Origin of the sequence: Demequina aestuarii (assembly GCF_000975095.1) — a bacterium.
Taxonomy (GTDB): domain Bacteria; phylum Actinomycetota; class Actinomycetes; order Actinomycetales; family Demequinaceae; genus Demequina; species Demequina aestuarii.
Genome location: NZ_BBRD01000001.1, coordinates 1,973,344 through 1,997,451, shown reverse-complemented (window position 1 = coordinate 1,997,451; position 24,108 = coordinate 1,973,344). Strand labels below are relative to the sequence as shown.

Below are 24,108 nucleotides of genomic sequence, written 5' to 3'. Positions count from 1 at the left end.
TGGGCTCAGCCGCAGACAGCGGCACGAGTCGAGGAGGCAGCATGAAGGATCTGACCATGACGGTGACCGGGTGGGTCGCCACTGACCCGCGGCTGGTGGTGACGCGGGACGGTGCAGGGCCGACCATGTGCACGTTCAGGCTCGCGCAGACGTCCCGATACTTCGACCGCAGCACTGACAAGTGGACCGACGGCAACACGGAGTGGTTCACGGTGCGGGTGTTCCGCGACAGCGCGCGTCTCGTCGCGGAGTCGGTCCGCACGGGACAGCCCGTGATCGTCGAGGGCCGGCTGCGCACCAACGAGTGGACGGATGCGCAGAAGGTGACGCACTGGGGCCTGCAGCTCGACGCCACGTGCGTGGGCCACGACCTCACCAAGGGCCTCGCGACCTTCACCAGGGCTGTCGTCACCGGCGGCGAGGAGGAGGCGCCGGAGGACGAGCCGGTCGACTCGCTTCCCGACGACGACACCGCACCGATCACGGACCCGGCCGAGGACAGTGAGGATGCCGAGGAAGAGGCCGACGGACGACCAGCGGCACTGGTGTGACCAGACTCCCCGCGCGTCGGCAACCCCTCGTCGGCGCGCGGGGCTCCGGGCCCTCTTCCGTGAGGCGGCGAGCGCAGACCGCGTAGGCTGGTGGAGGTATGTCAGCAGGCGCATCGGCGCCACCCAAAGACCTCACGGAGTTGCAGTGGCAGAGTTCATCTACTCGATGTACAAGACGCGCAAGGCGCACGGCGACAAGGTCATCCTCGATGACGTCACGATGTCGTTCTACCCAGGCGCGAAGATCGGCATGGTCGGCCCCAACGGCGCCGGTAAGTCGACGATCCTCAAGATCATGGCGGGGCTCGAGCAGCCGTCCAATGGCGAGGCCCGGCTCAGCGACGGGTACACGGTGGGCATCCTCCTGCAGGAGCCGCCGCTGAACGAAGAGAAGACCGTCCTCGGCAACGTCGAGGAGGGCGTGGCCGAGATCAAGGGCAAGCTCGACCGCTTCAACGCGATCTCCGAGGAGATGGCGAACCCCGACGCGGACTATGACACGCTGCTGGCCGAGATGGGCACTCTCCAAGAGGAGCTCGACCACGCCGACGCATGGGACCTCGACAGCCAGCTCGAGCAGGCGATGGACGCACTCCGGTGCCCGCCGCCCGACGCCGACGTCTCGGTGCTCTCCGGTGGTGAGCGCCGTCGCGTGGCGCTGTGCAAGCTGCTGCTCGAGAAGCCCGATCTGCTGCTGCTCGACGAGCCCACCAACCACCTTGACGCCGAGTCCGTGCTGTGGCTCGAGCAGCACCTCTCCAAGTATTCGGGTGCGGTCCTGGCCGTCACTCACGACCGGTACTTCCTCGATCACGTCGCCCAGTGGATCTGCGAGGTCGACCGCGGCCACCTCTACCCCTATGAGGGCAACTACTCGACCTACCTGGAGAAGAAGCAGGAGCGCCTGGCCGTTCAGGGCAAGAAGGACGCCAAGCTCTCCAAGCGACTCAAGGAAGAGCTCGAGTGGGTGCGCTCCAACGCCAAGGGCAAGCGCACCAAGTCCAAGGCCCGCCTGGGTCGCTACGAAGAGATGGCCGCCGAGGCCGAGCGCACCAAGAAGCTCGACTTCGAAGAGATCCAGATCCCGCCGGGCCCGCGTCTGGGCTCGCTCGTGCTGGAGGCCAAGGACCTCAACAAGGGGTTCGGCGACCGCACTCTCATCGACGGCCTGTCCTTCTCGCTGCCGCGCAACGGCATCGTCGGCGTGATCGGCCCCAACGGCGTGGGCAAGACCACGCTGTTCAAGACCATCGTCGGCCTGGAGCCGCTCGACGGCGGCGACCTCAAGATCGGCGAGACGGTCAAGGTCAGCTACGTCGACCAGAGTCGCGGCGGCATCGACCCCAAGAAGTCGTTGTTCGAGGTCGTCTCCGACGGTCTCGACTTCATCAAGGTGGGCAACGTCGAGATGCCCTCGCGTGCCTACGTGGGCGCGTTCGGCTTCAAGGGACCCGACCAGCAGAAGGCCGCCGGCGTCCTGTCCGGCGGTGAGCGCAACCGTCTGAACCTCGCACTCACGCTCAAGGAGGGTGGCAACGTCCTGCTCCTCGACGAGCCCACCAACGACCTGGACGTCGAGACGCTCGGCTCGCTCGAGAACGCGCTTCTGGAGTTCCCCGGCTGCGCCGTGGTGGTCTCGCACGACCGGTGGTTCCTCGACCGCGTCGCGACCCACATCCTGGCCTACGAGGGCACCGACGAGAACCCGTCCAACTGGTACTGGTTCGAGGGCAACTTCGAGGCGTACGAGGAGAACAAGATCGAGCGCCTGGGTGCCGATGCGGCCCGTCCGCACCGCGTGACCTACCGCAAGCTCACGCGCGACTAGCGCCTGCCTCCAACGCTCGCGACACCCACCCCGTCTTCCGCCTTAGCGCGGTGGAGGGCGGTGGGTGTCGTGTTTGGCGCCCCTGTGAGTCCTGGAGCGCGCTGAGTGTCGTTCGGCCGCTAGCGTGACCACATGAGCCGCATTCACGTCCCGATCTCGCTGCGCTGGTCCGACCTCGACGCCTACGGCCACGTCAACAACGCCGAGATGCTGCGGCTGCTCGAGGAGGCGCGCATCCGGGTCTTCTGGGCCGATGCGGGAGCCGTTGACGGCGACGACGTCGCCTCCACGGCGGTGATCGCGGGCGGGCCGGGCGCGGACACCATCACTCTGATCGCCGGCCTGCAGATCGAATACCTCGCGCCCGTGCCGTTCCTGCGCCGTCCGCTCGACGTGCAGCTGTGGATCGGTCGGCTCGGAGGAGCAAGCATCGAGATCTGCTACGAGGTGTGCTCGCCGGTCGGCCCGGGAGAGCAACAGGTGTTCGCGCGGGCGTCGACGACTCTGGTGCTGATCGACGCCGCGTCTGAACGACCGCGCCGGCTGACGGAGGACGAGCGCGCGGCGTGGGCGCCACATGTCGAGGAACCGGTGCAGTTTCGCAAGCGCTGAGCCCCGGGTGGCGACACTCAGCGCCCTGCAGGAATCGCGTTGGCGCCCAATCCGACACTGAACGCCCACTGGGGCGCTCAGGCGGAGAGTGGGCGGGGGTGAAGAGTGGGGGGAGGGGCAGGGACGCGAAAGCGCCGGCCGCCCCGAAGGGCAGCCGGCGCTCTCGATGAAGCAGGTGAGACTTACGCGGTGAGCGAGTCGACCCACTCCTGGTTCTCGGCGATCCAGTCGGCGACGACGGTCTCGAACTCGGACTCGTCGGCGTCGTTCAGCTTGTTCTCGAGGTCGTACAGCACCTCGGCGTCCATCGTGAAGTTGCCGAACCACTCGGCGACCTCGGGGAAGTCCTCGGAGATTCCGGTGCGACCGTAGGTCACGATCTCCTCGGCCTCGCCCATGGCGCCCTCGGGGTCTTCGAGGTTCTTGAGGTCGTACGCGCCGTAGGCCCAGTGGGGCTCCCACAGGGTCACGACGATGTTCTCGCCGTTGGACGTCGCAGTGTCGAGCTCCTGCAGCATCGCGGGGGTCGAGGAGGTGATGAACTCCATGCCGCCGAGGCCGTAGGTCTCGATGGCGCCCTCGGTGGCGGCGGTCAGTCCGGCGCCCGGCTCGATGCCGACGATGCGGTTTCCGAACTCGTCGGCGCTGTCGGCCAGCTCGGCGAGCGAGTCGACGGGAGCGTCAGCGTTTACGGCGATGGTGAGGGCGGCCGAGTCGAACCACGCGCCCAGCTCCTCCATGTCGTCGCCGAACTCCTCGACGTAGGACTCGTGCGTGAGGGGCAGCCAGACGTCGGTCACGATGTCGTAGTCGCCGTCCGCGATGCCCTGGAACACAGGCGCGGGGTCGGCGTACTCGAGCTCGACGTTGTAGCCCTGCTCCTCGAGCACGGCCTCCCACAGCAGGGAAGTCGCGAGCGACTCGTCCCAGCCGTTGAAGACGGCCAGCGTGAGGTCGCCGCCTGCGGCACCCTCAGTCTCTTCGCCGCTTGCGGCGCCGTCGGTGGGCTCCTCCGTGGCGTCGTCGTCGGCAGATGAGCAACCGGCGAGCACGAGGCCCGCAGCAGCAGTCACCGCGAACGCGGTGGCAGTGCGCTTATACATATGTTTCCTTTCCCAGCGTGCGGAATCTCCGCCGCCGTGAGCATCCCTGGCCGCGTCCTGCGGCCCGATGCGCGCGGCCGTTGGGGGAACGGCCGCGAGGTCTGTGGTTGTCGCGTCGGCATTTCGCCGATGCAGAGAAATGCTTAGGAGCCGGGGTTCCGACGCGGGCCCGTGTCCTGGATCTGCTGCGACTCAAGGCGAGCCAGCTCGTCCTCGGTCTTCTTGGCGCTGTGGCGGTTGCGCAGCCACGCGTACATTCCGAGTCCCTGACCGAACGATCCGGTGAAGCGGTCGAGGATGATGGCGAGTACGACGACCGCGAGACCGGCTTCGAAGCCGAGCGGGTAGTCGAGCGAGCTCAGCGACCGCACGACGTCGCCACCCAGGCCGCCCGCGCCGACGAGGCCAGCGATGACGACCATCGAGAGCGACAGCATGATGATCTGGTTGATGCCGGCCATGATCGACGGCATCGCGAGGGGAAGCTGGATCTGACGCAGGATGCGACGCGGGGAGGCGCCGAAGGCCTGACCGGCCTCCACCACTTCCTTGTCTACGCCACGAATGCCCAGCTCGGTAAGGCGCACACCCGGCGCCATCGCGAACAGGATGGTCGCGAAGATACCCGGAGCGACGCCCACCCGCAGCAGCGCGAGGGCAGGCATGAGGTATACGAAGGCGGGCATCGTCTGGAGGAAGTCCATCACTGGCTTGAGGATCGCGGACACCGTGTCGTTGCGCGCGGCCCAGATGCCTAGTGGGATTGACAGGGCGATGGCGATGAACGCGGCGACGATGACCAGCGCGAGGGTGTCGACGGCGTTGTCCCATTGGCCGACGCTCACGATGAACAGCAGGCCCACGGTGACGCCGATCGCGAACTTCCAGCCGCGTGCGAACAGGGCCGCGATGGCGAGAACCGCGATGATCGCAAGGGTGGGCGGCGAGGAGAACAGCCAGTCCATGCCGTCATACATGCCCTTGAAGGTGGAGCGCATGCCCTCGAAGAAGACTTCGAGGTTGATCTCGATCCACTCGAGACCGTCGTTGATCCAGTTTCCGACGGGGATGCGAAAGTCCATCACACGCCTCCCTTCTCAGTAGATGAGCCGAGCACCTTGTCGACCACCGAGGTCGGCAGGGGATCGACGCGGGGGATCGCGGACGATGCGGCTTCGGGCTCGCCGCCCAGGGTGGCGAGCAGCGTGACGCGGGGGATGACTCCCACCAGGCGGCCACGCTCGTCGGCGACGCCGAGCGGAAGCGCGGCCTCGAGCGACGGAATGAACAGGTCGGCCAGCGCGGTGTCGGTAGACACGGCGCCGTGGTCGGTCTTGATCGCGGGGGTGAGCGACTTCTCGCCGCTGCGGACGAGGTCGAGCACGTCGCGGTCGCGCACCCAGCCCACGAGCGTGCGGTCGCGCTTGGTGACGTAGGCGGCGGACATCTGCTCGTCGCGCATGGTGGCCAGTGCCGCGTGCGGTCCACCGGTCTCATGGATGACCACGCGGGGCTTGCGCATGACCGACTCTGCGGTGAGCACCTTGGTGCGATCCACATCCTGCACGAACTGCTCGACGTAGTCGTTCGCCGGGTTCGTGAGGATGTCCTCTGGCGAGCCGATCTGCACGATGCGGCCGTCGCGCATGACCGCGATCCGATCGCCGATGTACATGGCCTCGTTGAGGTCGTGAGTGATGAACACGATGGTCTTGTTCAGCTCGGACTGGAGCTCCAGGAGCTGGTCCTGCATCTCGCGGCGGATCAGCGGGTCGAGGGCGGAGAACGCCTCGTCCATGAGCAGCACGTCGGTGTCGGCGGCGAGCGCACGGGCGAGGCCCACGCGCTGCTGCATTCCACCGGACAACTGCGACGGGAACTTCTCCTCCCAGCCTGCCAGGCCCACGATGTCGGTGACCTGGCGTGCCCGACGCAGGCGCTCGTCGCGGGACTTGCCCTGGATCTCGAGGCCGTAGGCGACGTTGTCGATCACGGTGCGGTGGGGCAGCAGCGCGAAGTGCTGGAACACCATCGACACCCGGTGGCGGCGCAGGTCTCGCAACGCGGCTGTGCTCGCGTCTGTGATGGAGTCGTCGCCGATCTGGACGGTGCCCGCGGTCGCCGGCTGAAGGCCGTTGAGCGTGCGGATCAGGGTCGACTTTCCGGAGCCGGACAGGCCCATGACGACGAAGATCTCGCCCCGCTTGACCTCGAAGGAGGCGTCGATCACGGCGGCGGTCGCGCCACCGAGGTCGTCTCGCGAGGCGCCGTCGCGAAGGCGCCGCACGGCGTCGTCGGGATGCTTCCCGAAGACCTTGTACAGTCCATCAGCGCGCAAGGCGATGCTGTCGTTCACTCGTTACCTCAGCTCCCCGTGGTGACACGGGCGTCGTTGGAGGACTCGGTGGGACGAGGGGACTCGCAGCCGTCGTACGGCAGTCACGGGCCCGCGTGGTGGCGACATGGTGCCGCCGCCATCGCTCGCCGCCAGGGCGCGCTCCACACTCGGGCGCAGCCAAGAGGCCTGGGCTGGTCATTGGCGCTTCGGTCGCGACTGACGCGGACCCCGAAACGGCTCCTCGACGCTACCAACCCCCGGGGGGCAATCTCAAGCGACGAGCGTGATGAACGCCACTCTCGTTGCGGTGGGGTCGAGCAAAGAGCCTGCTAGATGGTGATTGAACGGTCAACTGTCACGGTTTGGTAAAGAGAGGAGATCGAGTCGGAAAAGTCCGGTCCGTGCCGGTCAACGACTCCATGAGGTCGTCAGGAGGGGGTCATTCCGGCATGCGGATCATGCCCTCTTGAGACGCCGACGCCACCAGGCGACCGTCCTCCGAGAACACCCACGTGCCGCCCAGCCCGCGGCCACCCTGGGCCGTCGGAGCGTCCTGCACGTACAGCAGCCATTCATCGGCGCGGGCGGGTCGGTGCCACCACATCGCGTGATCGAGGCTCGCAAAGTTCAGGCCGGGCGTCATCCACGACGCGCCGTGCCGGCGCAGCAGCGGCTCGAGCATCACCTGGTCGCACTGGAATGCGAGCAGCGCGCGGTGCAGCAGGTCCGAGCCCTCGATGGGCCGGCGCAGCCGGATCCAGGTGGTCTGGTACTGCTTGGGTCGCTTGTCCGGCTGGAGCAGCAGCGAGCCCTCGACGTGGCGCAGATCGAACGGCGTGCGCTTGAGCCAGTAGTCGGCTCGCGCGTCGCCCACGAAGGGCGCGAGGATGTCGACCGACGAGACCACCGCATCGGGCCCCGGCACCTCGGGCATGGTCACGGAGTGCTCGGGCCCGTCCTGGGGCAGCTGGAACGAGGCGATCATCGACAGGATCGGCTTGCCGTCCTGGAAGGCATGGGTGCGCCGAGCCGAGAAGGAGCGGCCGTCGCGCAGGTTCTCGACCTCGAAGGTGATGGGGCGCGACGCATCACCCGGGCGCAGGAAGTATCCGTGCATCGAGTGCATCGGCCGCTCGTCCTCGACCGTGTGGCCCGCCGCCAGCAGCGCCTGCGCGAGCACCTGGCCGCCGTACGCGCGGCCGCCGGGCATCGGCAGCGAGTCGCCCTCGAACTCGGTCTCACCCAGCCTGCGGAGGTCGAGCACGGCCATGCCCGATGCGACGGCCTCTTCAGCCCAGATGTCCTCGACGTGGTCCATAGGTGCTCCTCAGATTGAGTGTCGGCTAGTCGGGCTGGCCGGACTCGGCTGCCGGCGTGGGCTCGAAGGTGTTGATCATCGAGTGGGCGGCCCGCTCGAGGTAGTCCATCAGCGTGACCGCGTGCAAGGGCGCGAGGTCGGCCGATGCGACGGCGTCCCGCATGAGCGCGATCCAGTGGTCGCGCGCCTCGGGGTTCACATGGAACGGCTGGTGACGCATGCGCAGGCGGGGGTGGCCTCGCTGGTCCGAATAGGTGGTGGGCCCGCCCCAGTACTGCTCGAGGAACATGGTGAGCCGCTGGGTCGCGCCCTCCATGTCGTGCGCAGGGTACATCGGCGCCAGCACTGGATCCTCGGCGACGCCCGCGTAGAAGCGGCGGACGATGCGCTCGAATGTGGCGTGCCCGCCCACGGCTTCGTAGAAGCTCTGGCCTTCGGCGTGGGGCGCTCCGGCCCCGACGTTCATTCCTGGCGTGGTCATCTCAATCCTCATCGTTCGAGGGGGGCAGGGGGCGGCCGTCCTCGCCCTTGGGGGCGGTGTCCGACCCTGGACGGGCGGAGTCGTGCAGGCGCACCTTGTCGGGGTTGGCCTTCGAGTCGAACATCATCGCCTCGCCTGGCACCGCGAGCGCGATGCCACGCTCGGCGAACAGCCGGCGCATCTGGCGGTGGACCTCGCGCTGCACGTCCCACTGGGTGGCGGGGTTCACCTGGCACATGAGGCGCAGCATGATCGCGTTGTACTCGAGAGACTCGATGCCCGCGACCTCGGGCTCGCCCAACAACGCAGCGGCGACCTCCTCGCGCTCCTGCTTGGCGGCCAGGACGGCATCGATCATGGCCTGACGTGCGGCCTCGACATCCGTGTCGTACGCGAAGCGCACCTCGATCATGGCGCGGCTCCACATGCGGGTCATGTTGCCCACGCGGCGGATCTCCCCGTTGGGGACGTACCAGACGGTGCCGTCGAGCGAACGGAGCCGCGTGCACCGCAGCCCCACCTCTTCGACCGCGCCCGTGGCCTCGCCCAGGTCCACGACGTCGCCCACGCCGTACTGATCCTCCATCAGCATGAAGATGCCGGACAGGATGTCCTTGACCAGCGACTGGGCTCCGAAGCCGAGCGCGACGCCCAGGATTCCGGCCGAGGCGAGCATGGGACCCACGGGTACTCCCAGCGTGGCGAGCCCGGTCATCACCACGAGCGCCGCGAGCAGTACCGCGAGCGCAGACTTCAGCACCTTGCGCAAAGTGCCTGCACGTTGGCGGCGACGTTCGGCCTCGAGCCGCTCCTCGACGGTGTCCGGCTCCGCGACGCTGATGCGCGCCTTCGACAGCGCGCGCCTGGCCCGGGCGTCCGCCAGCGGCGCACCGCGCTCGACCGCGCGAGTGAAGCCGTTGATGGCGGCACGACCCACGAACCACAGGATCACGGCGACCACCAGCAGCACGCCGAATCCGACGAGGTTGGCGGAAACGTCGCTGAGCCACTTCTCGACCTCGTTCCCGCTGGGAACGGGACCGGGGGACGTAGCGCGCTCAGGGGCGGGAGTCAGGAGAAGCACGCCTCCCAGGGTAACCATCACGCGGGCCATGGTCGGCGCATCGGCCTGGCTGTGCCTTTCGAGCGTGCGGCGCGACCTGGCAGGATGGGCATGTGACTGACGCCGACCGACCGCTGCCCACTCCCGCACTCTCGGCGCTCGCGCGCGCCTGCGGGGTCTCGGTCGACTACACGGCGTGGAACGGCGACCGGGTGCCGTGCTCGCCGGCCGCCATTCGTGCGGCGCTCGAGTCCATGGGTGTTGACGCACGGGACGACGACACGTGCGAGCGTTCGCTCGCCGACCTCGAGGACCTGCCGTGGCGACGCATGGTGCCGCCCATCACCGTGGTGATCCAGGGCCAGAGCGTCCAGGTCCCCGTCCACGTGCCTCACGGTGAGCCCGTGGCAGCCAGCCTCATCCTCGAGAGCGGCGAGGCCCGCGAGGTCGCGCAGCTCGACGTCTACACGCCGCCGCGACGGATCGACCACCGCGACGTGGGCCGCGCGACCGTGCAGATCCCCGGAGACCTTCCCCTCGGGTGGCACCGGCTCCACGCCGGCACCACGGGCAAGCGCGCGCGCGGCTGGGTCGTCGTCACCCCCGAGCGCATCTCCGTGCCCGACCAGATCCGACGCGCTCGCCCGTGGGGCCTCGCGGCTCAGTTGTACTCGGTGCGCTCCGAGCGCTCCTGGGGCATCGGCGACTTCGCCGACCTGGGCGACCTGTGCGCGCTCGCGGCCATCCGTGAAGGCGCCGACTTCATGCTCATCAACCCGCTGCACGCGAGCGAGCCGGTGCCGCCCATGGAGCCCTCGCCCTACCTGCCCACGTCACGGCGCTTCCTGAACCCCCTGTACATCCGCATCGAGGACATCCCCGAGGTGGCGTACGTGCCGTCGCAGCAGCGCGCCGTCATCGAGTGGGAGTCCGAGCGACCGCGCCGCGCCAACACCGAGGTGGACCTCCTGGACCGCGACGCATCGTGGCGTGCCAAGGCTCCGGCCCTCGAGAAGGTGTTCGAGGCGCCGCGGTCGGCCGCCCGCCAGGCCCGCTTCGAGGCGTTCTGCCTGCGCGAGGGCGCCGCCCTGGAGGAGTTCGCCACCTGGTGCGCGATCTCCGAGGCGCATAAGGGACTGCCGTGGCCCGACGAGTTCTCGAACCCGCGTTCGCCGTCCATTGAGGCGTGGCGCGAGGAGAACAGCGAGCGCGTGCTGTTCTACGCGTGGCTGCAGTGGGTCGCCGACGAGCAGCTGGCCCGCGCACAGGCCGATGCGGTCGAGGCCGGCATGTCGATCGGCATCATGACGGACCTCGCCGTGGGCGTGCACCCGCACGGCGCCGACTCCTGGTCGTTGGGCCGCGTGCTCGCGACGGGCATGAACGTGGGCGCCCCGCCGGACATGTACAACCAGCACGGCCAGAACTGGTCGCAGCCGCCGTGGCAGCCGCGCGCCCTCGAGGCCGCCGCGTACCTGCCGTTCCGCGACGTGGTGCGGGCCGCCGTGCGTCACGCGGGAGCGCTGCGCGTCGACCACATCCTGGGGCTGTTCCGCCAGTGGTGGATTCCGGACGGCCACGGTCCCGACGACGGCGTGTACATCCAGTTCGACCACGATGCGATGATCGGCATCCTCGCTCTCGAGGCGCACCGCGCGGGCACCATCGTGATCGGCGAGGACCTGGGCACTCTCGAGCCGTGGGTGTCCGACTACCTCAACCACCGGGGCCTGCTCGGCACCGTCGTGGCGCTGTTCGAGAAGCAGTCGGACGGCTCGCCCACGCCGCCTGAGCGCTACCGGGCCGATGCGCTGGTCTCGGTCACCGTCCACGACCTTCCGCCCACGGCGGCGTTCCTCGCGGGCGAGCACATCGAGGTGCGGCGACAGCTCGGCCTCCTGGCCGGCGACGCCGGCGCGGAGAAGGCGGAGTCCGATCGCCAGCGCGACTCGCTCGTCGCGTACCTGCGCGAGCGCGACTGGATGATCGAGGACTGGAACGAGGACGACCTCGTGGCCGGCGTCCACACGCTTGCCATGCACTCGCCGGCGCTGCTCACCGCGGTGTCCTTGGCCGATGCGGTCGGAGAGCGGCGCTCGCAGAACCACCCCGGCACCCACACCGAGTACCCCAACTGGCAGGTGCCGCTGGCGGACTCCAATGGGCAGGCCGTGCTGCTCGACGACCTGTTCAACCACCCCCGGCTGCAGCGACTGCTGGAGGCTGTGCGGGGCGCTCGGCGCTAGTCCTGGGGCGCGGCCTGGGCGCGCAGCGCTCGCCGCACCTCGTCGGCTCCTTCGGTCACCACCTTGCGCAGCACCGACGGCGCGTCCGGGTGCCCGGTGAGCCACGTGTCGAGGATGGAGTCGAGCCCGTCGATGCGTCCGGCCGCAAACGCCGGGAACACGTATGCGGCGACCCGCTTGCCCACGAACCCTTCATTCTGCCCGTAGTACTCCGTGAGTTCGTCGAGGATCGTGGGGACGAGCGGGATGAGCAGATCCGGGTCTGCAGCCCGGACCAGGCCCAGCGCCACCTCGTACTGGACGGCATTGGGCACCGGCGCGTCCGGTCGCACCAGCATCTCCCAGGCCTTGCGCTTGGCCTCCGGCGTGGCCCGCGCTGCCTTCACTCCGGCCGCACGGCGGCGCCCGATGGCGCCCTGGTCGTCGGCGAGCGCCGCCTCGGCACGCGCGTCGACATCCTCCCCACAGGCCGCCATCCCCGCCAGCAGCTCCCACCGCATGTCGGTGTCGATGTCGAGGCCGGCAAGCTGCTCGTCGCCATCGGCCAGCGCGGCGAGGTGGGCGGCGTGCTCCGGGGTCGACGCGAGCCGCGCGAAGCCCTTGAGCGACTGAAGCTGGAGATCCGAGCCGGCGGGCGCGTCGGCGAGGATGCTCCACAGCCGTGCGGCCGCATCGGCCGTCTGTGCGGCGGCGGCCGCAGGTGGCACGTAGCGTGACAACGCGGTGACGACCGAGCGCAGGTGCGACTGCATGGTCTCGGAGTTGGTGATCCCCGGCAGCGACGTCAGCACCGCGTCGATGTAGGTGGCGGCGGGGAGCTGAGCGTCGCGCACCATGTGCCACAGCGCGTCCAGGACCAGGCCGAGCGCCATGGGGTCGCGAAGGTCCGCGAGGTGCGCCGTGACCGTCGCGAGCGAGGTGTCGTCGAGCACGATCTTGGCGTATGTGAGGTCGCGGTCGTTGACCAGCAGCAGGTCGGGACGGACCTCGCCGGCCGCGGACAGCACCTCGGTGAGCGAGCCGTCGACCGTGACGTCGGCGGACCACGCCTCGTTGAAGCGGCTCGCGCCGGCATTGTGCACGTATCCCGCGACGCGCACCTGGTGCGGACGGTACTTCGGGTACGCGGCGGGGACGTCCTGCGCGATCCACAGCGCGGTGATGACCCCGTCGCGATCCTCGATGACCGGGCGCAGCGTGGACGGGCCGGGGGTCTCGAGCCACGCGCCGGCCCACGCGTCGAGGTTGTGCCCGGCGATCTGCTCGAGTTCGTTGAGGAAGTCCACGAGGGTCGCGTTGCCGTGCGAGTAGCGCGTGAGGTAGGCGTGGACGCCGGCGAAGAACCGGTCCTCGCCCACGAACGCGACCAGCTGCTTCAGTGCGGACGCGCCCTTGGCGTACGTGATCATGTCGAAGGCGGAGACCGTCGCCTCCGTGTCAGGGACTTGGGCCACGATGGGGTGAGTGGTCGGGAGTTGATCCTGGACGTATGCGATCGACTTGCGTTCCGCGGTGAAGGTCACCCACGAGTCGGTCCATGGGGTGACCTTGGACGTGGCCCAGGCGCCCATGAACTCCGCGAACGACTCGTTGAGCCACAGATCGTCCCACCAGCGCATCGTCACGAGGTTGCCGAACCACTGGTGGCTGAGCTCGTGGAGCGTGACGTTGGTGCGGAACTCGCGCATCGCATCGGACGCCCGCGAGCGGAACACCAGGCGATCCTCAGAGAACGTCACGCAGCCCGCATTCTCCATCGCGCCCAGGTTGTACTCGGGAACGAAGATCTGGTCGTACTTCTCGTACGGGTACGGGACTCCGAACACGTCCTCGAACAGCGTCAGCCCGGCCTGCACCGTGGCGATCATCTCGTCGGCGTCCAGGTGGTCGGCGAGGTTCGCGCGCCCGTAGACGCGGGCGGGGATCTCGCCTTTGGCGGAGGTCAGGGTCCCTCCGGCCGATGCGTAGGGTCCGGCCACGACGGCGGCCACGTAGCAGGGGAGGGGCACGGTGGGGGCGAACGTCCAGCGGTTCGCCTGCTCGCCCTCGAGGGCGGCGGGCTCGGGCGTGGGGGAGTTGGAGACGACCGTCCACGCGGTGGGGGCCGTGACGGTGAAGGCGAACGTGCCCTTGATGTCGGGCTGGTCGAAGCACGCGAAGGCCCGGCGTGCGTCGTCCGCAGCGAACTGGCTGTAGAGATAGACGCTGCCGTCCTCGGGGTCCACGAAGCGGTGGATGCCCTGGCCGTCGGTGCGATAGTCGCAGTCCGCCTCGACCGTCACTGTGGTCGCGCCGTCGAGGTGCACGAGGGCGATGCGCCCATCGCGGTGCGCTTCCTCCGCGTTGGCGACCCGACCGTTCACCTCGAGGTGCCGGACCTTGCCTACGAGGTCGAGGAACGTGGTGGCGCCAGGCGTGGCATCGAACGTCACAGTGGTGACGGACCGGAAGGTGTCGCCAGGCGGGGTGAAGTCCAGGTGCACGTCGTATGCGGCGGCGGAGACGCATCGAGCTCGGACAGTGGCCTCTTCGCGAGTGAGCATGAGCTCAGTTTTTCATGCATCCGCCCTCACCACGTTCGTGCAGTGCGCAGTGAGGCCCGGCGCGAGGGCCAGGGGGTGGGGATGCGAAAGGGCGGCGGCCTCATCGGCCACCGCCCTTTCGAAGACTGCTGACGTGTCGAACTACTGGTCCTTGGCCTGGTTCTCCAGCGCGCGCCGCACGCCGTCGCGGCCCTCGATCACCAGGCGCTTGAGCGCATCGTGCGCGTCCTCGTTCTCGGTGAGCCACGCATCGGCCTTGTCCTGAAGGCCCTCGTAGCGGCCGGCCAGAAGCACGGGGTAGAGACCCTCGATCAGTCCGGTCGCCATCTCGTTGGTCTTCTCCGAGTAGATGCGGCGGATCGACGCGAAGTAGTCGTCGACGAACGGCTCGAGCAACTCGGTGCTGTTGACGTGCATGAACCCGGCGGTGGCGGAGAACTGCAACGCGTTCGGCATGTCCTTCTCCGCGTTGACCAGCGAGTCCCACGTCTTGCGCTTGCCCTCAGGCGTGGCGATCGCGGCCATGGCGTGCGCGGCACGGCGCTGGCCCGATGCGGTCGCATCCCTGGCGAGCTGCAGCTCGATCGCGTACTCGCCCACGCGACCGCCGATCGCCAGACCGATGATCAGGTCCCACGCGAGATCGGAGTCGATCGGCAGGCCGCCGAGGCTCAGCTTGCCGTCGAGCAGGCCCTGCAGGTTGTCGAGCTGAATGTCGGTGCACGCGAGCGAGGCGAACGAGCGCACGAACTGCAGTTGGTGGTCGGAGCCCGCCTCGGACTCGATGGCGAGCAGCCACAGGGTCTCGGCCGCCTGCTCGCAGGCGTCCTTTGCGTGATCGGGGTGCACGTAGAGCGACAGTGCGGTGTCGAGCTGACGCAGCAGCACCATCACGGTCGTCGACTGCGACTCGTCGGCGATGTTCTTCAAGACAAGGTCGACGAAGGTGCGCGCGGGCATCTCGCCGTCGCGGGTCATGTCCCACGCCGCGGTGAGCACCATCGACCGCGCGAGCGGATCGGTGAAGCTGCTCACGTGCTCCACGGCCGTCGCGAGAGACTGCTCATCGAGCCGTACCTTCGCGTAGGCGAGGTCCCCGTCGTTGACGAGGATCAGCGCGGGACGGTGCTTGCCCACGAGCTCGGGGATCTCGGTGCGCGGCCCACTGATGTCCGTCTCGACGAACATGGTCTGCTCGAGGCGGGTCTCGCCCGACTCGGACACGACCACGTCGTAGCCGCCGATGCCGATGCGGTGGGGGCGCTGCGTGGGCCACTCGGCCGGGACCTCCTGGCGCACCGCGAACACGGCGATGTCGTCGTGGGTGTCGACCTCGATCTCCGGGCGCAGCGTCGTGATGCCGGCCTTCTGGAGCCACACCTCGGACCATGCCGAGAGGTCGCGGCCGGAGGTGGCCTCGAGCTCGACCAGCAGGTCGTTCAGCGTGGTGTTCGAGTGGTGGTGCTTGCGGAAGTACTCAGCGACCCCCGCGAAGAACTCGTCCTGTCCGACCCACGCCGCGAGCTGCTTGAGCACCGACGCGCCCTTGGCATAGGTGATGCCATCGAAGTTGACCTCGACGTCTTCCAGGTCCCTGATGTCCGCCATGATCGGGTGCGTCGAGGGCAGCTGGTCCTGACGCGCGGCCCACGTCTTCTCGAGCGAGTTGAACGTGACCCAGTTGTCCTTCCACTTGGTGGTCTCGACAGTCGCGACGGTGGAGACGTACTCCGCGAAGGACTCGTTGAGCCACAGGTCGTTCCACCACTTCATGGTGACCAGGTCGCCGAACCACATGTGGGCGAGCTCGTGCAGCACGGTGACGGTGCGGCGTTCGATGCGCGCCTCGGCTGCCTTGGAGCGGAACACGTAGTCCTCGAGGAACGTGACGCAGCCCGCGTTCTCCATGGCGCCGGCGTTGAACTCGGGCACGAAGATCTGGTCGTACTTCTCGAAGGGGTAGTCCATCTGGAACTTGTCTTCGTAGAACGTGAAGCCAGCCTGAGCGTCGCCCCGGATCACGTCCGCGTCGAGGAACTCCGCGAGGGCGTTGCGGCAGTACACGTCGGCACCGATGGTGCCCTTGCGGGACTCGATGGTGCCCTCGACCCGGTGGTACGGACCGCCGACGATCGCCGTCACGTAGCAGGGCAGGCGAGTGGTCTCGGAGAAGTCCCAGCGTGCCTTGCCGCGGGCCTGGTCGGCGATGACGACCTCCCCGTCGACCTTGGTCTTCTTGCCGGGGTTGTTCGACAGCACGTGCCAGTGCTCGGGCGCGACCACGGAGAACGTGAAGGCCGCCTTGAGGTCGGGCTGCTCGAACACCGCGTAGACGCGGCGGGTGTCGGCCACCTCGAACTGGCTGTAGAGGTAGACCTCGCCGTCCTCGGGGTCCACGAACCGGTGCAGGCCCTCTCCCGTGTTCATGTACTCGCAGTCGGCGACCACGGTGAGCTCGTTGCTCTCTCGCAGGTCCGGCAGCGCGATGCGACTGTCCGCAAAGTGCTCGGCGGGGTCCAGCTCGACCCCATTGAGCGTGATGCGGTGCACCGTGGGTGCGATCAGGTCGATGAAGGTCGATTCTCCAGGGGTGGCGGAGAAGCGAACGGTCGACGTCGAGCGGAACGTGTCCTCGTGGGTGGTGAGGTCAAGCTCGACGGCGTAGGTCTCGGTGGAGATGACGGCGGCGCGGGCCTCGGCCTCTGCGCGCGTGAGGTTCGTACCAGGCATGCGCCGATTCTGTCATGACTGGCCGACACGCGAAGGCCGATGGGCTACGGGCCACTCCCGGTTCCTGATTGCGGAGGGGGTATCAACGCCGCGACGTCGAGGCGTGGCGCCATGGGGACGCTGCGCCGATGCCCTCGAGGTCTGATATCAGCTGAGCAGGCATTCCGCGCATGCAACCAAGTGACAGCCGGCGTTCGTATGCTGCCCAGCGTCGTGAGAGCACCTCGAACTCTGCATAGCCGCGAGCAGTCAGCGAGATCAGTCGGCTGCGTCCATCAGTGGGACTCGGCTCCCGAGTCACCAGCCCCCACCGCTCCATGCGTGAGGCGATCGCCGAGATGTTCGCCATCGTGGTGCCGGTGCGTCGAGCCAGTTCGGACATCGGCATTCCGTAGACGGAGTCCGCGAAGTGACGTGCGTAGAGCACTTGCTTCGCGGTCATTGAGGTCCCGAGTTCGAGGCCCTCGGCCTCGAACGTCACGGCGCGCTCGCACGAGTAGAGCGCATCGACGACCGGCAGGTCCAGGTCTGGTGCCGGCACGGATTCCTCCTCCATGCTTCACACGTTAAGCAACCGCAGGTACGGGGGTCGGCCGACTCCGCAAGCCTGTGGAGGACCCTGACGGCCAGCGTGCAGGGGACAGCAAGGCAGGACCCTAGGTGGTCCGTAGAATGCTTCGGTGACCCAGACCGATGCCGCGGGCCAGCGTCGTCGGCGCATGGTCGATCCCGCCCCTCTCAAAGCCAGCCCCGCGTTCGCGCGACTGTGGGTGGGCGGTGTGGTCGCGGGCATCGGCTCCCAGATGTCGATCGTCGCCGTCGGGCTGCAGATCTATGAGATCACCGAGTCGACGTTCGCCGTTGGACTCGTCGGCGGCATTGCCCTGATCCCGATGATCGTCGCCGGCCTGTGGGGCGGGATGCTCGCCGACGTCTTCGACCGCCGTCGCCTGCTCATCGTCTCCTCGCTCATCGCGTGGGTCTCGGTGCTGGGACTGGTCGCGCTCTCGACGTGGGACGCCGTCCTCAGCTCCGGCCCTGACGGCACCCACGCGCCGGTGTGGCCGTTCTACCTGGTCACCACCATCAACGCCGTCGCGGCGACCATCTCCGGCGCCACGCGCGGGTCCGTCGTGGGTCGCATCCTCCCGCCCGAGCTGATCTCGCGCGCCACCGCGTTGAACGGCATCGGCTTCGGCACCCAGCTCACCGTGGGCCCTGCGCTCGCGGGGGTGCTCGCCGCCAGCATCGGCCTGCCGTGGACGTTCGCCGTGGACGCCGTGCTGTTCTCCGTCGGGTTCCTGGGCGTGTGGATGCTGCCGTCGCTGCCGCGCCTGGGCGAGCGCGTCGAGGCGGGCTGGGGGCAGGTGCGCCAGGGCCTCGGCTTCCTCAAGCGCAGCCCCAACATCCGCATGAGCTTCATTGTGGACATCGTCGCGATGACGTTCGGCCGTCCCTACGTGCTGTTCCCAGCGCTCGGCGCGACCATCGTCGGCGGCGGGGCCCTGACCGTCGGCGCTCTGACGGCGGCGGGCGCGGTGGGCACGATCCTCGTCAGCCTCTTCTCGGGGCCCGTCGCGCACATTCACCGTCACGGCGTCGCGATCACCCGCGCCATCACGGTGTTCGGTGGCTTCGCCTTCCTGTTCGGTGCAGGCATTCTGCTGATGACCGTCGTCGAACACGACGCGGCGCCGGGGTGGTCGGGCATCTACTGGCCCGCGCTGATGCTGCTCGGGGTCGCCATGGCCGGCATGGGAGCCTCCGACGAGGTGAGCGCGATCTTCCGCCAGACCATGATCATCAAGGCCGCTCCCGACGAGATGCGCGGCAGGCTTCAGGGCATCTTCGTGGTGGTGGTGACGGGTGGCCCGCGCATCGGCGACATGTACGCCGGCATCCTCGCGACCGCCGTCGCGCTGTGGTGCCCGCCGCTCGTGGGGGGCCTCGCCATCATCGGCCTCATCGCGGTGCTGTCGCGGCTGCGGCGCTCCCGCGACGGGCAGCGCTTTCGCGACTACGACGACCGGCACCCGGTCGCGTAGCCGCGCCGCCGATGCGCGGCACACGGCACCGATGCGCGCATCGGTGAAGGCGCCACCGTCGTCAGAGACCGCCGAGACCGCCGAGACCGCCGAGACCGCCGAGACCGCCGAGAACGGCGTCGTCCACATGACGTTCGCACGCTAGGCGAGGAGCCCGCGCCTCGTGATGCCTCAGCGCTTGGCAGGTGGCGCGAGCGGTGCCAGGATGACAGGGATGTCCCCGCGTCAAGGATCCGGGGGTGCATCATGGCGAGGCCGACGAGCAAGCACGAGCTGCTGAAGGAGTGCAAGGCCAGCAGACGGCGGGTACTCGAGCTGATCGACGCCCTTCCGCCACACAAGCGCGAAGCGGAGTTCGCCTTCGACGACCGCGACCGGTGCGTGCGCGACGTGCTGGTGCACCTTCACGTGTGGCATCTGCTGCTGCTCGCGTGGGAGCACGCAAACACTCACGGCGACGGGGCGTCGTTCCTCCCCGACGGCTACACCTGGAACTCCTACGCCCCCATGAACGTCGCGTTCCGCGACGCTCATGCCCACACGAGCCTGGACCGTGCCCTGGAGCTCTACGGGGAGTCCTACGACCGCGTGATCGCCATGATCGAGTCGCACACCGATGGCGAGCTCTTCACCAAGAAGCACTACCCGTGGACGGGGTCGACGTCGCTGGGCGCCTATTGCGTCTCATCGACCTCCAGCCACGACGAGTGGGCGCTCAAGAAACTTCGCCGCCACGCTCGCGCCTGACAGTGACGCTCGGCTAGCCCCGCATCGGCCGATGCGCCTGCCCGCTCTACGATGGTGGGAACCTGACCTGCTCGGGACAAGGCTCGACGGTGAGCGCACCCGACGCTCACCCTCGACACGAAGGCGACGATGACTCACCCTGCCCCCGGCGCAACGACGACAGTGGAGACCCCCGACGGTCCGGTGGTCGCGCATCGGAACGCTCGCGTGATGCGTGCGCACGGCGTTCCCTACGCCACCGCCGAGCGCTTCCAGCCGCCCGTCGCCCCCGAGCCGTGGACGGCGCCCCATGAGGGGACGCCCGGCCCGCTCAGCCCGCAGCTGCCCGATGCGCTGCTCACGGCCGTCGATCCCGGCTACGCCGAACGGCAGGGACTCGACGAGCACTGCCAGTTCCTGAGCGTCACCTGGCCTGCGGATGCGCCGGACGACGGCCGGACGGGTCAGGGTCTTCCCGTCGTCGTGTGGATCCACGGCGGCAGCTACGCGACCGGCGGGGGAGAGCTGCCCGCCTACGACCCGGCGCTGCTGGTCGAGGAGCAGCGCGTGATCGTGGTGTCGATCACCTACCGCCTGGGCGTGCTCGGGTTCCTGGGCGACGGAGCGACGGCGCCGGCCAACCTGGGGCTGCTGGACATCATCGCCGCGCTCGCGTGGGTGCAGCGATCGATCTCGGCGTTCGGCGGCGACCCCGATCGCGTCACCGCGATGGGCCAGTCTGCGGGGGCCGATGCGATTGCGTCGCTGCTCGCGACGGAGCACGCGGGCACGCTCTTTCAGCGTGCGATCCTGCAGAGCACCCCGCTGGGGATCGCCCGTGGACGCGAACCGATGACCGCAGCGATGCTGCGCGCCGCCGGTCCCGTGGCGCCCGATGCGCCCGTGGCCGAGGTGCTCGACGCTCAGGCGAGCGCCTCGAAGGCCGCGCGCACCCACGGGCTCACCAGCCTGATGCCCTTCGGCCCGCAGTGGGGTCACGCGCCGCTGCCTCCCGAGGCCGAGCGAGACGCGCTCACCGCGAACGCCGCTGGTGTCGACGTGATGATCGGCCACCTGGCGGACGAGGGCGCACTTGTGGGGATGCGGTACCCGGGCCTGCGCCGCGCATTCGCCCTTCCCGGCATCGGCCGGGCGCTCCACCGGGTGACCGCCGGCGCGTTGGCGCGCGCCGTCTACGAGCGCCCCGCCGCACAGTTCGCGCGCGCCCACCGGGAGGCGGGGGGCCGTGCAATCCAGTACTCGCTGCGGTGGCGGGCCGAGGGGTCGCCCATGATGGACGGCCACGGCATGGACCTTCCCCTGCTGCTGGGAGACCCCGAGTCGTGGGCCGCGGCGTCCATCCTGGGAGACGAGAGCGCGGAGCGGATCCTCGAGGTGGGGCGCGCCGTGCGTGGCGTATGGGGAGACTTCATCCGCACCGGTGACGTCGCCGCAGTGAGCGCAGCGCGCGCGCCGGTGCTGACGATTCAGGACTAGCCAGACGGACGGCGCCAGCGGGCCTGGGCGCTACGCGCTCGGCTTCGACGCCAGGTAGATCGTTGCGGTGGCGTCGCGGCCCTGGAGGGGGTTGGGGAACGTGATGACCTCGGCCTCGACGTCCACGAACACCTGCTCGAGGATGGCGACGTACTGGGCGTCCGGCGGGTCGTTGGACCACATCGCGTAGACCCCGCCGGGGGAGATCCGCGAGGCGACGGCCCGCATGCCCTCGAGCCCGTAGAAACCGGCGCTGCCGTCGTCAAGCACGTGCCGGGGCGAATGGTCGATGTCCAGCAGCACCGCGTCGAACGTGCGGTCCGGCGCCGTGGGGTCGTAGCCGCCGTCGTGGCTCATCGCGAAGAAGTCGCCCTGGACAAACCTGCACCGCGCATCGGCCGTCAGCACCTGTCCCAGGGGGACGAGCCCCTTCTCGTGCCACTCGATGACCGGCTCCAGCAGTTCCACGACGGCGAGGTCACGGACGGCGGCGTGCTCGAGCGCGCTCGCGGCCGTGTAGCCGAGCCCGAGGCCGCCCACCACCACATCGGCGTCGCGGTCGGTCAGCCGCGCGAGGCCGTGGTGGGCGAGCGCCTCCTCCGCGACGGTGAACTGACTGGACATCAGCCACTCGTCGCCCAGCTTGACCTCGAACACGTCCACGCGTGTCACCGGGTCGAGTCGCCGCCGCAGGCTCACCTCACCGATGGGCGTCGGGCCCCATCCCAGTTCCTCGAAGCGTGCGCTCATGACGGGTCTCCTCCGGTCGGTGCGGTCTCGACGCCGAACCCCGCCTGGCGCCACGCCTCATATGTCACCAACGCGGCCGAGTTGGACAGGTTCAGGGACCGGCGGCCCGGCAGCATCGGAATCCTCACGCGGTCGGTGATCCGGGCATGCGTCATGGCCTCCTCTGGCAGGCCCGTGGGCTCGGGGCCGAACAGCAGCACGTCGTCGGGCCGGTACTCGAGGTCGGCGTAGATCGTGGTGGCGCGCGCGGTGAAGGCGAACACCCGCGACGTCGGCATCGCGTCCAGCAGCGCGTCGAAGTCGCGGTGCACGGTGACCGTCGCGAGGTCGTGATAGTCCAGCCCGGCGCGCCGCAGCTTGGGCTCGGACAGGTCGAAGCCCAGCGGTTCGATGAGGTGCAGGTGAGAGCCGGTCACCGCCGAAAGCCGGATCGCGGCGCCGGTGTTCTCGGGGATGCGGGGCTCGTAGAAGGCGACGTGAGGGGCGGCGGACATGCCGCCCATCATCCCAGGCGCTCGGGCCCGCTGGTGCGCGTCGCCGTGGTCACGCCTCCGCGTCGTCGACGAGGACCCCCAGGTGCGCGGCGAGCATGGGCGCCAGATCCATGAGTTGCTGCCCCGACACGGCTGCTCCGCGCAGTGACTCCACGTCGTCGAGACCTGAGAACTCGAGGCCGCGCATGTCGACGTCCGTCATGCTCGCCCGGCGGATGGTCAGGGTCCGGGCGCTGCAGCCCCGGAAAGCGACGCGGGCCAGCGACGCGTCCATGAGGTCGAGGTCATCGAACACGCAGTCCTCGAACACGACGTCCCTCAGTTCCGAGCCGCGCAGGTTCAGGTATCCGACCTTGCAGCCGGTGATGACGGACTCCGTCCATTCTCCGCTGTGGAGCTCCGCGGCGCCGATGCGCGAGCGGGTGATCTCGCAGCGTCGCCATCGGCTCGCCGGAGCGTCGAGCGACGCCGCAGCGAGGGCCTCGGCACGGCAGCCGGTCACGCCGACCCCGCGCAGCGTGGCCTCTCCCAGGTGTGCGCCGCTCAGATCGCAGTCAGTGAACGCGGCGTCGGTCAGGTCGCGGCTCCCGAAGTCCAGCCCGGCCAGGTCGAGATCGTCGAAGTGCGGGCCATCGTCGAGGTCGGAGGAACCCGCGCGCGTCAGGTGGGCGAGCGACACGGGCTCGGGTCGGGGTGGGGCGATCAGGAACGGCATGTCGTCACTCTAGGTCGCGGCTCTGACGGCCGGCGGTGTGGCGCGAGGACTCAGTCGGCGTCGGCCGCGGGGGTGTCGCGCATGCTCCGCGCGGCAAAGAGCACGATCCCCACCATCACCGCGACGACGACGGCCACGAGCATGTGCTGAGGGGTCCCCGCCGATGTCAACGAGCTGCGGAACACCTGAGTGCCCGCGGGGATGAGCTCGGAAGGATACTGCAGGTAGATGCGGCTGCCGACAGCGTAGTTGAAGGCGACGACGGCGGAGGGCACGATCCACAGCGCGAGGAGCGACACGACACTCGCGACCGCGCGCCTGACCGTCGCCACCCCGCACCATCCGATGGCCACGGCGATGATGAGGACGGGCAGCCACCGCACCGCGTCGGACACGAGCTGCGGGGTGTCGTACGAGGGCATCGCGCCGATCGGGTGGATCAGAACCGGCAGCCACTGAGCGAGGGCGAGTGCCGCGAACGTGAGCGCCACTGTGGTGCCCGCCACGCCTGACCGCCCCAGGCCGGTCATCACCAGGAGGCCCACGACGATGCCGACGCACACTCCCGCGATCATGCCCGCGAGGTAGACCCGCGCCCGGGTCGAGTCCTCGAGCCCGCCCTGCAGCACCACGGCGGTCTGGGCGAGAGCGACGCCCTGCACGGCGACAGCCCCTGCCCCCATGAGCCAGAGGCGGACTGGTCGCCCACGACTCGCGGCGAGTCGCCCGATCACGCCCGCGAGAGCGGAGCCCACCACGACCATCGCCACCGATGCGACCAGGGAGTACTGGCTGAGCGGCAGCAGCGCGAGTGGCATGCCGTCGGGGAGAGTGTCCGTCTGCCAGATGTTCTGCAGGGGCAGGGTCATGCCAGTGACGAGCCACGGCGCCAGCCCGAGCACAGCGGACACCACGCCCACGAGCACGGTCGATGCGGCAGACAGCGGGCGCATCGGCGTGGCGTGGGCGGGGGAGCGGCCGGTGCGGTCACGGGCGTCGACGTCGTGACCAAGCGCAGGGAAGCCGTTCTCAGGATCGGGAGTCATGCGCCCACCCTAGGGAGCACAC

20 protein-coding genes are annotated in these 24,108 nt (G+C 69.0%); 7 read left to right on the top strand and 13 right to left on the bottom strand.

Annotation, left to right across the window (positions count from 1 at the left end; translation table 11 throughout):
• Positions 1-41 precede the first annotated feature (41 nt).
• From AOP72_RS09330 to AOP72_RS09320, 3 genes are all read left to right on the top strand, one after another.
• The gene (locus AOP72_RS09330) at positions 42-551 is read left to right on the top strand and encodes a single-stranded DNA-binding protein (protein WP_062135437.1); all 510 of its coding nucleotides are present in this window, start codon (positions 42-44) and stop codon (positions 549-551) included.
• 145 nt (positions 552-696) lie between these two features.
• Positions 697-2,379 (top strand): energy-dependent translational throttle protein EttA, encoded by a 1,683-nt coding sequence (gene ettA, locus AOP72_RS09325; protein WP_062135434.1) that lies wholly within the window; start codon positions 697-699, stop codon positions 2,377-2,379.
• Positions 2,380-2,511: 132 nt separating this feature from the next.
• Positions 2,512-2,991, top strand: coding sequence for an acyl-CoA thioesterase (locus AOP72_RS09320; RefSeq protein WP_062135431.1), 480 nt, complete (start codon positions 2,512-2,514; stop codon positions 2,989-2,991).
• A gap of 182 nt (positions 2,992-3,173) precedes the next feature.
• Here the strand turns inward: AOP72_RS09320 and AOP72_RS09315 are convergent, their stop codons facing one another.
• From AOP72_RS09315 to AOP72_RS09290, 6 genes are all read right to left on the bottom strand, one after another.
• On the bottom strand, positions 3,174-4,094 hold the full coding sequence (locus AOP72_RS09315) for a glycine betaine ABC transporter substrate-binding protein (RefSeq protein WP_062135429.1): 921 nt from the start codon (positions 4,092-4,094) through the stop codon (positions 3,174-3,176).
• Between the two features lie 143 nt (positions 4,095-4,237).
• On the bottom strand, positions 4,238-5,176 hold the full coding sequence (locus AOP72_RS09310; RefSeq protein ID WP_062135426.1) for an ABC transporter permease: 939 nt from the start codon (positions 5,174-5,176) through the stop codon (positions 4,238-4,240).
• Positions 5,176-6,450, bottom strand: a complete 1,275-nt coding sequence (locus AOP72_RS09305) for a quaternary amine ABC transporter ATP-binding protein (RefSeq protein ID WP_062135423.1) — start codon at positions 6,448-6,450, stop codon at positions 5,176-5,178. The genes AOP72_RS09310 and AOP72_RS09305 overlap by 1 nt, the downstream gene beginning before the upstream one ends.
• A 421-nt stretch (positions 6,451-6,871) precedes the next feature.
• Positions 6,872-7,750, bottom strand: coding sequence for an acyl-CoA thioesterase (locus AOP72_RS09300; RefSeq protein ID WP_062135420.1), 879 nt, complete (start codon positions 7,748-7,750; stop codon positions 6,872-6,874).
• 25 nt (positions 7,751-7,775) lie between these two features.
• Positions 7,776-8,231: a globin gene (locus tag AOP72_RS09295; protein ID WP_084631658.1), complete on the bottom strand. Its 456-nt coding sequence runs from the start codon at positions 8,229-8,231 to the stop codon at positions 7,776-7,778.
• A 1-nt stretch (position 8,232) separates the two neighbouring features.
• A complete protein-coding gene (locus tag AOP72_RS09290; protein ID WP_193746401.1) occupies positions 8,233-9,315 on the bottom strand; it encodes a mechanosensitive ion channel family protein in 1,083 nt (360 codons plus the stop codon).
• A 92-nt stretch (positions 9,316-9,407) separates the two neighbouring features.
• On the opposite strand from AOP72_RS09290, the gene malQ reads away from it, so the two are divergent.
• On the top strand, positions 9,408-11,540 hold the full coding sequence (gene malQ, locus AOP72_RS09285; RefSeq protein ID WP_152650330.1) for a 4-alpha-glucanotransferase: 2,133 nt from the start codon (positions 9,408-9,410) through the stop codon (positions 11,538-11,540).
• Here the strand turns inward: malQ and pepN (AOP72_RS09280) are convergent.
• The 3 genes from pepN (AOP72_RS09280) to AOP72_RS09270 all read right to left on the bottom strand — a co-directional run bounded on the left by pepN (AOP72_RS09280) (position 11,537) and on the right by AOP72_RS09270 (position 17,369).
• Positions 11,537-14,083, bottom strand: a complete 2,547-nt coding sequence (gene pepN, locus AOP72_RS09280) for an aminopeptidase N (RefSeq protein WP_062135415.1) — start codon at positions 14,081-14,083, stop codon at positions 11,537-11,539. The two genes, malQ and pepN (AOP72_RS09280), sit on opposite strands and share 4 nt — an antisense overlap.
• A gap of 141 nt (positions 14,084-14,224) precedes the next feature.
• Positions 14,225-16,813, bottom strand: coding sequence for an aminopeptidase N (gene pepN, locus AOP72_RS09275; protein ID WP_062135412.1), 2,589 nt, complete (start codon positions 16,811-16,813; stop codon positions 14,225-14,227).
• An 82-nt stretch (positions 16,814-16,895) separates the two neighbouring features.
• Entirely contained in the window at positions 16,896-17,369 is a 474-nt protein-coding gene (locus tag AOP72_RS09270) for a MarR family winged helix-turn-helix transcriptional regulator (RefSeq protein ID WP_062135409.1), read from the bottom strand.
• A 124-nt stretch (positions 17,370-17,493) separates the two neighbouring features.
• Between AOP72_RS09270 and AOP72_RS09265 the strand changes: the two genes are divergently transcribed.
• The 3 genes from AOP72_RS09265 to AOP72_RS09255 all read left to right on the top strand — a co-directional run bounded on the left by AOP72_RS09265 (position 17,494) and on the right by AOP72_RS09255 (position 21,081).
• Positions 17,494-18,858, top strand: a complete 1,365-nt coding sequence (locus AOP72_RS09265; protein ID WP_238581652.1) for an MFS transporter — start codon at positions 17,494-17,496, stop codon at positions 18,856-18,858.
• Between the two features lie 246 nt (positions 18,859-19,104).
• A complete protein-coding gene (locus AOP72_RS09260; RefSeq protein WP_062135406.1) occupies positions 19,105-19,605 on the top strand; it encodes a ClbS/DfsB family four-helix bundle protein in 501 nt (166 codons plus the stop codon).
• 129 nt (positions 19,606-19,734) lie between these two features.
• On the top strand, positions 19,735-21,081 hold the full coding sequence (locus AOP72_RS09255; RefSeq protein WP_062135403.1) for a carboxylesterase family protein: 1,347 nt from the start codon (positions 19,735-19,737) through the stop codon (positions 21,079-21,081).
• 30 nt (positions 21,082-21,111) lie between these two features.
• Here AOP72_RS09255 and AOP72_RS09250 read toward each other — a convergent pair whose 3' ends face one another.
• Genes AOP72_RS09250 through AOP72_RS09235 form a run of 4 tightly spaced genes read right to left on the bottom strand, consistent with a single transcriptional unit; the run spans position 21,112 to position 24,086 of the window.
• Positions 21,112-21,831: a polyamine aminopropyltransferase gene (locus AOP72_RS09250; RefSeq protein ID WP_062135400.1), complete on the bottom strand. Its 720-nt coding sequence runs from the start codon at positions 21,829-21,831 to the stop codon at positions 21,112-21,114.
• Positions 21,828-22,325, bottom strand: a complete 498-nt coding sequence (locus AOP72_RS09245; protein WP_062137110.1) for a tRNA (cytidine(34)-2'-O)-methyltransferase — start codon at positions 22,323-22,325, stop codon at positions 21,828-21,830. The genes AOP72_RS09250 and AOP72_RS09245 overlap by 4 nt, the downstream gene beginning before the upstream one ends.
• A 49-nt stretch (positions 22,326-22,374) precedes the next feature.
• Positions 22,375-23,040 (bottom strand): pentapeptide repeat-containing protein, encoded by a 666-nt coding sequence (locus AOP72_RS09240; protein ID WP_062135397.1) that lies wholly within the window; start codon positions 23,038-23,040, stop codon positions 22,375-22,377.
• Between the two features lie 50 nt (positions 23,041-23,090).
• Positions 23,091-24,086 carry a hypothetical protein gene (locus tag AOP72_RS09235; protein ID WP_062135393.1) on the bottom strand — a complete coding sequence of 332 codons (996 nt, stop codon included), beginning with the start codon at positions 24,084-24,086 and terminating at the stop codon, positions 23,091-23,093.
• Positions 24,087-24,108: the final 22 nt, after the last annotated feature.

Bases quoted from the DNA above. Each gene is read 5' to 3' on its own strand.
- AOP72_RS09300 (WP_062135420.1), bottom strand. From the start codon at position 7,750: ATGGACCACGTCGAGGACATCTGGGCTGAAGAGGCCGTCGCATCGGGC.
- AOP72_RS09255 (WP_062135403.1), top strand. From the start codon at position 19,735: ATGACTCACCCTGCCCCCGGCGCAACGACGACAGTGGAGACCCCCGAC.
- AOP72_RS09240 (WP_062135397.1), bottom strand. From the start codon at position 23,040: ATGCCGTTCCTGATCGCCCCACCCCGACCCGAGCCCGTGTCGCTCGCC.
- AOP72_RS09245 (WP_062137110.1), bottom strand. From the start codon at position 22,325: ATGTCCGCCGCCCCTCACGTCGCCTTCTACGAGCCCCGCATCCCCGAG.
- AOP72_RS09270 (WP_062135409.1), bottom strand. From the start codon at position 17,369: ATGGAGGAGGAATCCGTGCCGGCACCAGACCTGGACCTGCCGGTCGTC.
- AOP72_RS09235 (WP_062135393.1), bottom strand. From the start codon at position 24,086: ATGACTCCCGATCCTGAGAACGGCTTCCCTGCGCTTGGTCACGACGTC.
- AOP72_RS09320 (WP_062135431.1), top strand. From the start codon at position 2,512: ATGAGCCGCATTCACGTCCCGATCTCGCTGCGCTGGTCCGACCTCGAC.
- AOP72_RS09250 (WP_062135400.1), bottom strand. From the start codon at position 21,831: ATGAGCGCACGCTTCGAGGAACTGGGATGGGGCCCGACGCCCATCGGT.
- AOP72_RS09310 (WP_062135426.1), bottom strand. From the start codon at position 5,176: ATGGACTTTCGCATCCCCGTCGGAAACTGGATCAACGACGGTCTCGAG.
- AOP72_RS09295 (WP_084631658.1), bottom strand. From the start codon at position 8,231: ATGACCACGCCAGGAATGAACGTCGGGGCCGGAGCGCCCCACGCCGAA.
- pepN (WP_062135415.1), bottom strand. From the start codon at position 14,083: ATGCTCACTCGCGAAGAGGCCACTGTCCGAGCTCGATGCGTCTCCGCC.
- AOP72_RS09315 (WP_062135429.1), bottom strand. From the start codon at position 4,094: ATGTATAAGCGCACTGCCACCGCGTTCGCGGTGACTGCTGCTGCGGGC.
- pepN (WP_062135412.1), bottom strand. From the start codon at position 16,813: ATGCCTGGTACGAACCTCACGCGCGCAGAGGCCGAGGCCCGCGCCGCC.
- AOP72_RS09330 (WP_062135437.1), top strand. From the start codon at position 42: ATGAAGGATCTGACCATGACGGTGACCGGGTGGGTCGCCACTGACCCG.
- AOP72_RS09260 (WP_062135406.1), top strand. From the start codon at position 19,105: ATGGCGAGGCCGACGAGCAAGCACGAGCTGCTGAAGGAGTGCAAGGCC.